This window comes from Luteolibacter luteus (genome assembly GCF_012913485.1).
Lineage (GTDB): Bacteria > Verrucomicrobiota > Verrucomicrobiia > Verrucomicrobiales > Akkermansiaceae > Haloferula > Haloferula lutea.
The window spans coordinates 17,317-30,925 of sequence record NZ_CP051774.1; the positions used below are offsets into that span (position 1 = coordinate 17,317).

Sequence of the window (13,609 nt, forward strand, 5' to 3'; positions counted from 1 at the left end):
GCAGCTGCGAAGAGAACCCCATGAGCAAGGGAATCGATGAAGGATTGGAGAAGCTGAAGGACGCACTGCTCGCCGGGAAGCCGGGACTCAGCGATGAGGATTTCCATGCCGCCGTAGAGCAATGCATGGCGGAGAATGATCCCGGCTTCACGCCGGACCGTCTCTTCGCCTGCGTGAAGGAGCGTCTTGGAATCGAATAAGGGTGATGCAAATCGCGCGAGGGTTACGCGATTCGCCACGCGGGATTTCGTGAAAGGAATCCCGTATCCCTGATGCATCCTAGGACGAAGCGGGTGGAATGGATCCTGCAAGGAGACATGTCATGAACGAGATGGACGACAGCAATCTGCAAGGGCGCGATCCTTCGCCCCACCTCAGTGACTCCGAGAAGCGGAATGTCGTGGAGCATTTCATCGAGGAAGGAAGCCAGGTGACCATCGGAGAAGTGGAAGCGGCCTTGGAAGCAGCGTTAAAGAAGATCGCCCCATCGGAGAATCGGGAAGAACTCGTCGAGGCGATGGAAGAGATCCTCGGGGATCACGGGTAGGGTCCACTAAATCGGTCAGGCGAAAGGTAGGGTCGCCCCCCGGCCGACTGTGGTGCGGCCCGCATCACCGAACCACTCGCGGGGCGCTTGTCCCTACCTTTGAATGACGAATGGATGATCCCGCGATTCGGCCCATGCCGCCAAAGTCCGACGCTCATAGAGCGCCGCTACATTTTCACCCTGACCGCTCCTGCGGAGCATCCCGCGGAACCTACTTCTTCACCTTCGGAAGCCGCGGGTGCATCGGAGGATCCTCTCACCACGCTCCTTCGGAGCGCTCCGAAAGAAAATGTAGCGTCGGTCTATGACCGTCGCAAACTCGCGGCATCAGCCGCATCGGGGGATCATCGATTCTCTAACAAGTTCCAGCTGATCCGATCTCATTGCCCGGAGGGTCCAGCTGATCCGGTCTCATTGCCCGGAGGGCAAATAGCCAATAGCCGGTGGTCGAGCGCAGCGAAAACCACCGGTTAGGTCGGAAGTGATATTGAACCCCGGCAGGGGTTCCGGCGCGCGGGAAGTCACCTCGATATCCCCCATCCGCACCAATCCGAAGGTTTCTTGGACATCACCAGCTCCACGAACTTCATCCGGGCATCGGGGCACATCGCTGGAATCCCATCCGGGGTTCAATTTGCGTGGGCTTACCGGTGGTTTTCGCTGCGCTCGACCACCGGCTATTGGCTGTCACCCCTCCGGGGCATGAAATGCGGGCTAGGAAGGTGCGGCGACCACTCCCGGACAAGCGGGGGCGCTTGTCCCTACCTTCCAGAACCCACTTCCTTCCGATTCCCTTTGCGGGAAATGCCCGCTTCGCTATCCTGCCAACATGTGTGGTCGAATGATGCGTTTGCCGGGGGCGCAGGTCGTGGTGCTGGGGATGTTCGCGGGATCCTTGCTCGCCCAGACGGCTCCGCCCGCGACACCGGTGCCGGCACCGGCCCCTCCACCATCGAAGGCCGAGGCCGGTCTCGAAGAAGCGGTGAATTGGAAGTGGAGCGTGGCCCCATCCGCCGCGAAGGACTGGGGCATGCCGCTGCCTGACGAGCTGAAGCCGAAGGACCCGGCTGCCGCGGCAGAAGACCCCAAGCCCGTCGAAGTACGCCCCACCACTTACGAAGTCCAGAAGGGCGATGCCCTCGTGAAGATCGCACGGAAGTTCAACATGACCGTGGCCCAGTTGAAGCAATTCAACGAGCTGAAGAACGACCGCATCGTCATCGGCCAATCCTTGAAGATCCCCACGCCCGGCGAGATCCTGGCGATGGAGCCACCGCCGCCGCCGCCACCGGAGCCCGGAAAGGAGAATGAGGAGGGAAAGAAGAAGAAGAAGGAACCCTCCATGGAGGATGAGGACTACGAGCCCATGACCCTCGAACAACTCGAGATGGAGACCGTGCTCATCCAAGTCTTCCTCGATCGCGAGATGTTTTCCTGCGGTGCCATCGATGGCAAGGAAGGCCCCACCTTCCAGAAAATCACCCAGCTCTATCAATCCATGCACCCCGAGCTCGCGGACCCGCACGAGCTGCGGAAGAAGGCGCTCGCCGAGTTGAAGCAACCGTATGCGAACTATGTCCTGCGCGCGGATGACTTCCGCTTTATCAAGGTCCGGGACATCCCGCCCGCGGCCATCGCCGTGACTCCGCCAGGCGCAAAGAAGGAAAAGCCGAAGCCCGGTAAGCCCGCAGCTCCCAAGCTGCCGCCTCCACTGAGCTATGAGGAAATGGTGGCGGAGCATTTCCTCGGCTACGCCAGCGCATGGGAATTCGTCGCGGAGCGCTTTCACTGCGATGAAGCATTCCTGCGCCGCCTCAATGACAAGGTGGGCGACAAGCCCGCGGTGGGCACGATCTTCCAGGTGCCGAATGTGATTCCCTATGAGATCGAGAAAGCCGGCGACCAGGCGCTGCAACCGGCGGCCGATCCCCAGAAGCCGGTCACCGCGGAGATCGTGGATGTCTCCATCCTGAAAGTCTCCCGCGATGGCAAATTGATCGCCGCCATGCCCCTCGCCTCCGCACGTCCCGGCCTCCGCGGCCGGGGATCGTGGACTGTGCTCGACGCGATCGCGCAGCCGAAGCTGGTGACCAAGCACGAACCGCGCGAAGCACCGAAAGCCACAGCGGATGCCCCCGCCGCGACACCCGCGCCGGCACCGGTGGCGGAGAAAGAAGAAACTCTCGCCGCCGGACCGAACAACCCGGTGGGCGTGGTGTGGATCAATCTCGCCAAGGCAAAGAGCAAGGACGCCCTGTCCTACGGCCTGCACGGCACCGGCATCCCCGCGCAGATGAAATCGAAGGAAGGCATCGGCGGCTTTCGCATGACGAATTGGGACATCGATCGCGCGGTGCGATTGCTCCCCGCGGGCACGCCGCTCGTCTGGCCTGCGGAAGTGGTGAAGCCGCGGCGCTGAGCTTCACTCGTCCGCTTCGAAGCTCACCGTCCACACGCCCTCTTCCGCGGAGAAGTGGAAGCGGTAAAAGGCGATCTTCGCGAAATCATCCTCCGTGCACGTTAGCCAGTCCGGCTGCTCCCTCGCCCAGCGCTGGAGCATCCGTGCGAAGACCTCCACCACCGCGTGTACCGGTAGCTCTTCATCCTCCAGCGGGAAGGGCAGGTGACGATAGCAGTAGCTGCGCTTTCCCTTCGGGATCGTCGTGAAAAGCCCGCACATCATCATGCGGCTCGTCTTCCCCAGAGGCACCACTTTCACCTCTCCGCCCTGGTCATCCACCGCACGGATCTTTTCGCGCGCCTCTTCATCGGAGCTCAGCGCCAGTACGTCGGCAATCGTCATCGGCCCCTCCACCTCGAAGGCAAATTCCTGCTCCGGCTCTGAATTTTTCACGCCCTCGAAGAGCGAGCTCAGGTCGAAATCATCGCTCATCGTCTCTCCTCTATGCTCCTGCGCTACCCGTATCAAGCATGAGTGCCTGCTTGTGCCGGGCCGGGAGACGGCTAGGATCTGCCAATGCGCTCATTCGGAAAACTTTTCCTGCCGCTGTTGCTGCTCGGCAGTGTCACCCTGTCACCGGCGAAGGATGCACCCGCGGTGCCGGAGGATCTGGCCCAGTACATCGCGAAGGCGGAGCCGGATTTCACGTGGAAGGTGGAGGACACGAAGGAATTCGGCATCACGAAAATCTGGCACCTGAAGCTGACTTCGCAGGTGTGGCAGGGCATCCCGTGGACGCATGATCTGCTGGTAGTGAAGCCCGTCGGCGTGCCGACCGGGAAAATGCTGCTCCTCAATGACGGCGGCAGCGCCTCCCAGGAAAGGGCGATGTATGCCGCGCTGCTCGCGGGAAAGATCAAGGCCCCCGTCGCGATGCTGCTCGGCGTGCCGAACCAGCCCTTGTTCGATGGCAAGAAAGAGGACCACCTCATCGCGGAGACCTTCGTGCGCTATCTTGATTCCGGAGATGCTTCGTGGCCGCTGCTCTTCCCGATGGTGAAGAGCGTGGTGAAGGCGATGGATTCGCTGCAGGATCTCAGCGCGAAGGAATGGCAGGAGCCGGTGACGAAGTTCATCGTCGGCGGCGGCTCGAAGCGCGGCTGGACAACCTGGCTGACGGCTGCCAGCGATCCGCGGGTGATGGCCATCACGCCGATGGTGATCGACGTGCTGAACATGCGCGAGCAACTGACCCACCAGCAGAGCTCGCTGGGCGGGCCCAGCGCGGAGATCTCTCCCTACACGGATCGCGGGCTGGTGCCAATCCCGGATACGCCGCGCGCGAATCATCTCTGGAGCATGGTGGACCCGTGGACTTATCGCGCCCGCTTCACCATGCCGAAGCTCATCGTGCTGGGGAACAATGATCCCTACTGGAGCACGGATGCGCTGAATCTTTATTGGGATGCACTGCCGGGGGAGAAATACATCTCCTACTCGCCGAATGCGGGGCACGACCTTACCGAGCGGGACTCCGCGGGGAAGAAACTGAATGCGGACCGGGCGATCAACAACGTGTCCGCCTTCGTCCGCTATCAGCTCAGCGGGAAGCCGCTGCCGAAGCTCGAGTGGAAGCACGAGACACAGGCCGACGGAAGCCTCGCGCTGAAGGTCACGGCGGACCCTGCGCCGAAGGAGGCGCGGCTGTGGGTGGCGAAGTCGGACACGAAGGACTTCCGGAAGGCGCGTTGGGAATCACGGGAGATCGCGCTGAAGGGAGGCGAGCCGGTGAATGCCAGCATCGCGAAGCCGGAGAAGGGCTTCATCGCTTACTATGCGGACCTCGGCTATGAGATCGATGGCCTGCCCCAGTGGCTGTGCACGCAGCTGAAGGTGGCGGCCGCGGAGTGAGGCGATTTTTGCACCGCGCCCGGCGACTTTTGCATTCTGTTAGTCAGTGGTTCAAGAGGGTGCTGACTAGCAGGGAGACGGCGAAAGCCCATAGAATATAGGCTCCGAAGGAGGCGGCGGGGTCTTCCCGATCATTGGGACGATGATCTTGCATGGCCGCCCTAACGCATGAGCCGTGCCGGTGTTAGGGCGGAAACGAGAGAGCCCCAACGGTTAGGGCAAGGCGTGCTTTTCGCCCGAGCTCGTGGCGATTTGCAACGGCCCTAACGGAAGAACCCACCCCCGTTGCCGGGGATGGGTTCCATGCGCATATGAATACCGAATACAACCAATAGAATCAGAAGTTGAAACGGATGCCACCGCCGACACCCACGTCATCGAGGTCGTCGATGTTGGTGCCGAAGAGGCTCACGTCGTCCATCCAGATGTAGCGTGCACCTGCATAGATTTCGAAGCTCGAGGAGACATTGTAGACGAGGCCTGCGAAGGCCTGAGCGGTGAAGACCCACTCGTCGTCGCCCAGTGCACCCACGTTCACGTCAACGTTCGAAGCGCCGAGACCGCCGCCGACGTAGAAGCCGAGGCGTTCGGTGAAGTTGTACTGGTACTTGTAGTTCAGGGTGACCGGAACGATGTCGACATCGATGTTCGCGAGAACGGGGAAGACGGTGGTTTCTTCCTCACCCGTCCAGCCGGACTCGATGTACAGCGCGGAGCCGTTACCGAAGTCGTAACCGAAGTGGCCATTGTAGAAGGCTTCTTCGGCGTCGACCAGGTAGTCCACGCCACCGCCAAGGATCCAGTGTGGCGTTTCGCCGTAGCTGGTGGACTGGGTGATGGTGCCCGTGGAGGCGGTGTTGGTCACAACGGCGTCGCCGGCCAGAAGAGTGCCCGAGAGGGCGAAGGCAGCGGCGATGCTGAGTGCGATAGTGCTTTTCATAGGTATCGGTTGCTTTGGACTACGTTGGTTTGTCGTGTGATGTGGCTTGGCGGCCCCTAAGCCGGGCGCGCACGAGGGCGCGACCGCGGGAAACCAGCTGCGTCGCTTTTCGCTAGCAGCGTGCCAACTTTTTGTTGGGGACCTGAGACCGGGAGGAATTCGGGTTCCTAACGATGCCATAAAACACCCTCAGAGGGGGGTCTGGCAAGGCAGAAGGTTAGGGAAAGTTGAATAATTGGACGGCTGGGGATCAGTGGCTTCCGGGGTTCGGGAGGCGTGAAACCGGGGCGGCGGGGGCGACGGTTCTTCCCTCGCCTGATAGGGCCTGATAAAAAGTGGAAATTTAACAGGGGACAGGTTCGGCTGAAGGGTCGGACGGGACGGGATGGGTCGCGGTTCTCACGGGCGGATGATGGAGGGAATGAGAAAGGCGATCTACTGCCAGGAGGGGTGATGATCGGGAGCTTGCCGGTGTTCCGGCTTCTTCCCGTGCTCCGCAGGAGCTGTTGGAAAGAGAATGTAGCGGCGGTCTATGACCGTCGGACTCTCGCGGCATCAGCCGCATCGGGGGATTTTCGACAAACGCTTGCGTCCAAGGCCCCTCCGGGGCCTTAGCCAATAGCCGGTGGTCGAGCGTAGCGAAAACCACCGGTCAGGTCGGAGGCGATATTGAACCCCGGCAGGGGTTCCAGCGCGCGAGAAGTCACCTCAAGATCCCCGATCCGCAACTACCCGGGAACTCCTTCGGCATCACGGATCTCCCGCAATTTCATCCGGGCATCGGGGCGCATCGCTGGAACCCCGTCCGGGGTCCCATTCACACTCCATCTCTACCGGTGGTTTTCGCTACGCTCGACCACCGGCTATTGGCTGATTGCCCTCCGGGCAATGAGATCGGACCAGCTGGCACTTGTTAGAGAATCGATGATCCCCGATGCGGCCCGTGCCGCCAATCACCGACGGTCATAGACCGACGCTACATTTTCCTTCGGACCGCTCCGGAGGAGCGTAGGAGGTAAATCCATCGATGCGGCCAGTGCCGCCAATCACCGACGGTCATAGACCGACGCTACATTTTTTATCCTGATCGCTCCGGAGGAGCGTGGGAGGTGAATCCATCGATGCGGCCCGTGCCGCCAATCACCGACGCTCATAGAGCGCCGCTACATTTTTGTTAGGGCGCTCCGGAGGAGCGTGTTCTAGTGGAACTCGAAGCGGAGGCGGAGGAAGAGGTTCCCGGGTCCGGGGGGGCGCGGGACTTTGACCTGGAGGGTTTCCCTGCCGTTGGCGGTGGAGATGAGCTCGAGGACGACGGGTTCCCAGCCGCCGAGGGTGGAGCCGGACTCGGCGATGCATTCGACATCGGTGATGCCGGCGGGGCGTTCGAAGCTGAGGATGAGGTGGGTTTCATCCAGGCTCATGGCAGGGCCCGGGGTGAAGGCGAAGGGATCGCTGCCGAGGGCATATTCGGCGAGATTGGCGAGACCATCGTGGTCGGGATCTTCCCCGGCTGCGGCGAGATTGGCCGCGACCTGCTCTTCGGTGAAATGGGCGGCCTGCCAGCTGGCGAAGTTGCTGCCGGTGATTTCCAAGACGGCAGTCCCCTGCCCTTCGTGGTTCGGATCCGTGATGGTGGCGGCCACGGCGTAGCTTCCGGCAGCCGAGGGCGGAGTACTACTTCCATCGTAGGTCACCGCGACCTCGAGGCCCGCGGGATCGGTCGTGACGGTGACGGTTTTCGGCGTGCCGTCGTAGGGCTGCGAAAGATTCCCGATCACCACGTCGGCTTGCACCTTCGCGATCTCCATTACACCGCTGGCAGAGCCTTGATAAGAAGGGTCCGTGATATTCGCCTCCACCGCATAGCTGCCCGCATTCACCGGCGGTTCGAGCGAGCCATTGTAGGTCACCCTCACCGGCAAGCCCGCCGGATCGGTCGTCACGTTCACGGCATGCGGGCTACCATCGTAAACCTGCGCCAAGCCGGAAATGCTTACCGATGCGGCAGCGGGTGTCACCGTGACCGATGCCGTGGCGGTGAACCCGGCGGCCGTGGCAGAGATCACGAAGGGACCACCCGTGGTGGCCGCGGTGAAGATGCCCGCGGCATTGATACTGCCGCCGCCATTCTCCGACCACACCGCGCTGACATCCGAAAGCACCGCGCCGAATTGATCGTGCAGGGTCGCGGTGAAAGCCTGCATCCCGCCCACCGGCACCACGGCTGATGCCGGACTCACCGCCAGATCGGACGGCGTCTGCACCACCCGCACCTTCACATCGCTGGTGGCGGTCAGGCCCGCGGCATCGGTGACCAGCACGGACAAATGGTAATCGCCCGGGGCGTGGAAACTCGCCTCGCTTTGCTGCGCCGCATTGCTGCCATTCGCAGAGAAGCCCACCGGGTCCCCGGGACCGCTGGCGACCGACCACAAGTAGGTCAATGCCTCTTCCCCGCCGTCGTCGGTGCAGCCCACGGTGAGCGGCGCCGAGGCACCCCGCACGATGTGGAAGATGCTGCCATCCGCATCCGTCACGGCTTCCGTGCCCGGAGCGTCCGCCGCATCCGTCACCACCGGCGCCTGGTTCACCAGATCCCCGCCACCGATCAGCACCATGCTATCGAGATACCATCCCGGGCTGGCGATTGAGCCATTCGTGGCCAGACGCCAGCGCATGCGCAGCGCGTGGCCGGCAAACTTCGCGGTATCGGTGAAATTCACCACCGTCTCCAAGAAGCCATTGCTATTCCCCGACCATGCCGGGAGTCCTGCGAACTCGCTGCGCAAGCTCGGCGAACCCGTCGCGGCGATGGTGGCATTGTAGCCATTCGCTGCGAAGGCGAGTCCCGAGTTCGCGCTGGAAACCTCGAACCAAGCGCCGCCATCCACGGAAAATTCCAGCTTCCCGCCATCCTGCGCGTTCTGGAAATTGTAGCTCTGCCAGAAGCGGAACTGGAGGTTGCTGGCATTCGCGGGAAGCACGATGGAAGGCGTGACCAATGCCACCGTGGACTTCGTTTCCGGAGCCGGTGCGAAGTACGAGGTCTGCGGAGAATGGCTGGCCGCGGTGCTGAACATCCACGCATTCCCGCCCATGCCAGCCTGCGAGGCCCAGCCGTTCACCGTGCCATCGAAGGACTCGCTCCACAGCGCGCCGACCACCGTGAAGGCATCTGCCAGGCTCGCACTCTCCTCGGCATCCGTCACCACCACATTCCACAAGCCCGGTGCGGCACCGGTGAGATTCAACTGCCCGCGCAGCGAGGTCACGCCGAGCAACTGGAGATCCGTCGCCACGATATCCGGCTGGCCGCTGCGCGTCAGCTTCAGGCCGGTGCCGGTGCCGAAGCCATCCCCCGTCACCTCGATCGTGGCCGTGCCCGGAAAGCCGCTGGCCGGACTGACCGCGGTGAGCGAAAGTGGTGGCAGCGGCGGCTCCTCGGCGGCGCTTCCGGAAATCAACAGCGAGTAATTCTGCGCCGCGTTCGTCAGCGTGCCGGAGAAGGAAACCGTGACCTGATAGGTGCCCGCGACTCCCGGCGAGGCGATCCGCACCTGCTCGACGTTATCCGTATGGTTCACCCCGGTGGTAGCCGCGGAGTCCATGGACGCCTCCGACCAATCTCCCACGAAGGGCATCACATAGGGCAGATACTCCGCGCCTCCGGGGCCGGTGATCTTCAGGTCGAGATTGTTCACCAGGCGCGCGGTGCGCAGGTCCGAAGTGCTGGTGGAAGAGCCCGCGGGATCCGTCCAGCACAGCGTGGCCACGATTGGCGAGACCCCGTCCCAGACGATCGATTCGGTGCGACTGGCGATGCTGCTGCCGAGCGAGGACTCGGTGACGTGCTTCCTCAGCGGATTCGCCGAGTGATCGTTGATCAGGTCCGCAGCCGCCTTCGCATTCACCAGACCCCAGCCGAACTTGTAGTCCGGCCCCGGATTCCCGCGATCGTCGGCACTGTGGATCAGCAGGCCCTTCAGCGTGCTGGCACGCATCGCCTGCCCGGGGAAAAGCCGGCCGTAGAGCTCGATGAGCAGCGCCGCGGAGCCCGCGGCATTCGGCGTGGCCATGCTGGTGCCACTATAGGTACCGTAGGACGTATTGCTGCCATTCAGCGAGGAATAGAGCGCATCCCCGTTTGCCACCAGGTCCGGCTTGATGCGGCCATCATCGGTCGGCCCCCAGGAAGAAAAGGTGCTGCTATTCGCCTTCGCCACATCGCGCGTGCCGCCGGTCACGGCATCCGTCACCGAGCCGATGGTGATCACGTTCTTCGCCAGCGACTCGAAGCCGATGGTCTCGAAGCCGCCGTGATAATCGCCATCTCCCGCCGGATGCAGCGCGGGGTCATAGCTGACCACCTGTGCGCTGGCGGGTGCCAGCGAGACGTTCTCGCCCGGCCCGGGATTGTCCACGCGCTCGTTCCCCGCGCTGCGGAAGATCGAGTAATAGGGAGCCGCGAAGGCCAGCGCATCCTGGTCCCGCGCGTAAGTACTATAGCGCCCGAAGTCCTGCTCCGTGCCCGTGCTGGTGGTGCCGTTCCCGTTCCACTCCCACACGCGGATGCCATCGTCCACATAATTCCAGCCGCTGATGAAGCCATAGCTGTGGTTTGAAAGGTAGATCTTCCCCTCCTGCCCCGGCGCGCTGGCCCCGCGGGACGTCATCTCGGAAACATCATTGTTCCAATCGTAGCTATCCACCGTGATGGCCGGAGCCATGCCCTTCGCATTTGCCACCACGCCTGCGGCGGCGAGCGTTCCCGCCACGTGGGTGGCGTGATCCACGGAGGCCGCACCATCCATCGCCACCACACGGCCGCCAAACTCCTGATGCGTGGCGCGCGCCGAGCCGCCATCCCAGAGGCCGATGGTCAAGCCGTCGCCATCTACTGCAAATGCAGTTCTTGTTAGATTCGCCGCCGTGCTAATTGCAGCGTTTGCATTATGCGTGCTGCGGTAGCGCGGCTCATCGCCCTCGAAGCCCTCGATCTCCTGCAGCACGCCATTCGGGCGCTGGATGCGGAGTGGCAGCTTCCGCTCCGCCGCACGCTGGCGTGCCTCCGCGAGCCGCTGTGACTGCGCACCTCTCACCGCTGTGGCAATGCGCGCACGCGAAGCATCATCGCGCAGATTTCCGTTTGGCTGGGCGAGCATCTGCGCCAAGGAGGCAGGCTCCGCCGCGAAAGCCCGGGCGAAGCACCACAAGACGACGGCGAAACGGAATGATCGACCCGCGAAGGGCGAACAGGACTTCATGAAGACGGTCTGAGACGGATGTGAATGAGACAGGGCCTGCTGCCAGGCCTCGAACGGCTAACGCCACCGGCACGCCCTGAAGCGGAACGGCAGCCCACGGGATGCCCTCTCCGGAGCACCATTTTCTTTCTCCCGCTTCACGCCGGGGCAGAGCACTGCTACCTGCCCGGTCGGTCAGCGGTTGCCCCTTTTGCAGGGGCATCTGGAAAGTCGCGGGGGTGCTACGACATTCGATCTACTATGCTTGGATGAGATCGTCCCGGGCGGGGAATTAATTTCCCGGGTCGATCTCGTCGAAAAGGTTTCTGCCGCCGCGGGAGTCCGGCGTCTCGGTCTCCGTCTCCCCGCCATCGGACGCGGGGGGCGTCCCGGCGGCGGGATCGGAATCCATGCCTCCACCGGTCGTCGCGCGTTCCGGCTCGGGCTCGGGGCTTGCGTCCGCGATCTCGCCGGGAGTGGCGCGATCCAGTTCGCGGGTGAGATCCCCGATGATCTCTTCCCAGATCAATTGCTCGCCGATGCGGCGCTCGATGAGGGCATCTTCCTGCGCGCCGCTCAACTCCTGCTGCACCAGATCGCGCTCCGAGGAGCGGTCCAGCGGCGTGCTGTCCGAAGACGGCAATGCCGAGGCATGGCTGCCAAGGACGATGCGCATGCCGGGATCATAGGACTGCGAGCTGCGCACCAGCAGCGGGAAGATCTTCTCCTGCTGCGCATCGGTAAGATCCAACTGGTCCGTCATCAGGCCCAAGCGGCGCTTCGCATCCGTCTCCACCGCATCCGCCTGCTGCAGCAGCTCGGCACGGCGCGGATGATTCGCGGGCACCTCCACGGCCAGGCCGGCGTGCACGCTCGGCTTCACCAGGCGCTGCCGGACATTGGAAAGATCATCATCCGCTCTCTCCCGGGTAGCCGCACGCGGGCGCTCATGGGAGGTCTGGCGGATCTTGTTGCCACCCCAGCCCCGCACGGAGCCGTGGGCATCCTCTTCCTCATGCCGGGCCGCAGCCTCGCGGCCATCCTTCAACTCCTCCCGCTGCACCACAAAAAACACGGAGGTGCCGGCAACGACCAGCATCACCACTCCGGATATGAAATTGAGGCGTTGGGACATCAAAAAGGATGCGACTCAGGTGCTCGGGCGCAGGGACTTGATCTTCTCGTCCAGGGCCTTCTTCTCCTCCTTCAGTTTTTCGGCATTCGCTCCATCGAGCTGCTTGATGAGACGTCCGTAGAGCGCGGAGACCTCCTCGTGATAACCGAGGATCGTCTCGTCCCGCTTCAGGCGGATGCCGGTGGCGGCGCGATCGATCTCCGCATTCACCACCTGCAGCTCGTCTTCATTCAGATCCAGCGTGCGTGTCAGGATCGAGAACGTCTCTTCTTCCCAACGCGCGCCGACTTCCGGCTTCGGGAGCGGACGCTTCGAACCGGTGACATGGCCGGCGCCGAAGCCGCAGACGAAGACCGTCAGCAGCGCCAGCAGGATCGAGGCATGGTCTTTGATGCTGGGCTTGATCATGGCGCGGCAGGGATCGGGATTCTGGGGAGCACGGCATCATGGTCCGCGGAGAAGGCCCCGCGGGCATGGAACCAGGCAGCCGCCATCACGGCGGCGGAAATCAGGATGGCGGCGATCGACCAGCGCCGCCAGATGAGGCGCAGGAACATCGCGTGGATCTTCTCCGGCAGCTCCGGCAGCCAGGCAATCTCCGCAGTGGGAGCCGGCGCGGATGGCGATGCCGATGCTGAAGCGGATGGCGCATGCCCCTCCCCGCTGCGGCGGGCGGCGGCAGCCATCTTCTTCCATGGATGCGTGTCCGGGTTCATGGCCTCTCCATCCGTTGGATCATTTCATTCAGCTTCTTGCGGGCCCGGAAGGCGGTGACCTTCACCTTCGAAGCACCCCAGCCGGTGAGCTCGGAAATCTCCGCCACCGACTTCTCCTCGAGGTCGAGCAGGCGGATGATGATCTGCTCCTGCGGCTTCAAGGAACCGATCAAGCGGTCCAGCAGATCTCCAAGGAGCTCGATGCGGCTGCTGCCTGCCTCATGGTCATCCGTAGTGGCCATGACACCCTGCAGAGCCACGCGCTCCGGCTCCGAAAGATCCGTATCGATGGTCGCGGGGCGCGCCTTCTGACGGCGCAGCCAATCGTAGCAGGTGGTGATGCTGAGCCGGCTGACCCAGTGGCTGAAAGGCTGCGGACCGTGATACTGGTCCAGCTTCACGAAGACCTTCACGAAGATCTCCTGCACCACATCCTCCAGATCGGCAGTGCGGCGGATCTGCCCGCGCACCAAGCGGCTCACCATCGGGTGAAGCACGGTCACGATCCAGCGACAGGCATCCTCGTCCCCATTGCGGGCCCTCGCGAGGAGCTCCGCAGCGGGCTCTTCGCTCGCATTCTCAACCATGGAATCTTGTTGCCGGGGCAGCACGACCACCTGTGGCTTCCGGAGGGGCTGCCCCTGATCACGTCCGATCAAGCCCGCGCGGAACGCGAGACCTGCAAAGACGGAACTGGGGATGGCCTCGCTCATCGC

Annotated in this window: 11 protein-coding genes; 4 read left to right on the top strand and 7 right to left on the bottom strand. The window is 63.1% G+C overall.

Features of this window, described 5'->3' with window-relative positions:
* Window positions 1-20: 20 nt before the first annotated feature.
* From HHL09_RS00095 to HHL09_RS00105, 3 genes are all read left to right on the top strand, one after another.
* Entirely contained in the window at window positions 21-200 is a 180-nt protein-coding gene (locus HHL09_RS00095) for a hypothetical protein (protein WP_169452469.1), read from the top strand.
* Between the two features lie 122 nt (window positions 201-322).
* Entirely contained in the window at window positions 323-547 is a 225-nt protein-coding gene (locus HHL09_RS00100; RefSeq protein ID WP_169452470.1) for a hypothetical protein, read from the top strand.
* An 841-nt stretch (window positions 548-1,388) separates the two neighbouring features.
* Window positions 1,389-2,966 (top strand): LysM peptidoglycan-binding domain-containing protein, encoded by a 1,578-nt coding sequence (locus HHL09_RS00105; protein ID WP_169452471.1) that lies wholly within the window; start codon window positions 1,389-1,391, stop codon window positions 2,964-2,966.
* Window positions 2,967-2,969: 3 nt separating this feature from the next.
* Here the strand turns inward: HHL09_RS00105 and HHL09_RS00110 are convergent, their stop codons facing one another.
* Window positions 2,970-3,440 (bottom strand): hypothetical protein, encoded by a 471-nt coding sequence (locus HHL09_RS00110; protein ID WP_169452472.1) that lies wholly within the window; start codon window positions 3,438-3,440, stop codon window positions 2,970-2,972.
* Between the two features lie 84 nt (window positions 3,441-3,524).
* Here HHL09_RS00110 and HHL09_RS00115 point away from each other — a divergent pair, with 84 nt between their 5' ends.
* Window positions 3,525-4,859, top strand: a complete 1,335-nt coding sequence (locus HHL09_RS00115; RefSeq protein WP_169452473.1) for a PhoPQ-activated pathogenicity-related family protein — start codon at window positions 3,525-3,527, stop codon at window positions 4,857-4,859.
* A gap of 337 nt (window positions 4,860-5,196) precedes the next feature.
* Here the strand turns inward: HHL09_RS00115 and HHL09_RS00120 are convergent, their stop codons facing one another.
* From HHL09_RS00120 to HHL09_RS00145, 6 genes are all read right to left on the bottom strand, one after another.
* Window positions 5,197-5,799: an outer membrane protein gene (locus HHL09_RS00120; RefSeq protein WP_169452474.1), complete on the bottom strand. Its 603-nt coding sequence runs from the start codon at window positions 5,797-5,799 to the stop codon at window positions 5,197-5,199.
* A 1,199-nt stretch (window positions 5,800-6,998) separates the two neighbouring features.
* Window positions 6,999-11,063 (bottom strand): MBG domain-containing protein, encoded by a 4,065-nt coding sequence (locus HHL09_RS00125; RefSeq protein ID WP_169452475.1) that lies wholly within the window; start codon window positions 11,061-11,063, stop codon window positions 6,999-7,001.
* Between the two features lie 271 nt (window positions 11,064-11,334).
* Window positions 11,335-12,177 carry a hypothetical protein gene (locus HHL09_RS00130; RefSeq protein WP_169452476.1) on the bottom strand — a complete coding sequence of 281 codons (843 nt, stop codon included), beginning with the start codon at window positions 12,175-12,177 and terminating at the stop codon, window positions 11,335-11,337.
* Window positions 12,178-12,192: 15 nt separating this feature from the next.
* On the bottom strand, window positions 12,193-12,585 hold the full coding sequence (locus HHL09_RS00135; RefSeq protein ID WP_169452477.1) for a hypothetical protein: 393 nt from the start codon (window positions 12,583-12,585) through the stop codon (window positions 12,193-12,195).
* Window positions 12,582-12,893 (bottom strand): hypothetical protein, encoded by a 312-nt coding sequence (locus tag HHL09_RS00140; protein WP_169452478.1) that lies wholly within the window; start codon window positions 12,891-12,893, stop codon window positions 12,582-12,584. The genes HHL09_RS00135 and HHL09_RS00140 overlap by 4 nt, the downstream gene beginning before the upstream one ends.
* Complete coding sequence (locus HHL09_RS00145; RefSeq protein WP_169452479.1) at window positions 12,890-13,606, bottom strand: RNA polymerase sigma factor; 717 nt, start codon at window positions 13,604-13,606, stop codon at window positions 12,890-12,892. Before HHL09_RS00145 ends, HHL09_RS00140 begins: the two co-directional genes overlap by 4 nt.
* Window positions 13,607-13,609 lie beyond the last annotated feature (3 nt).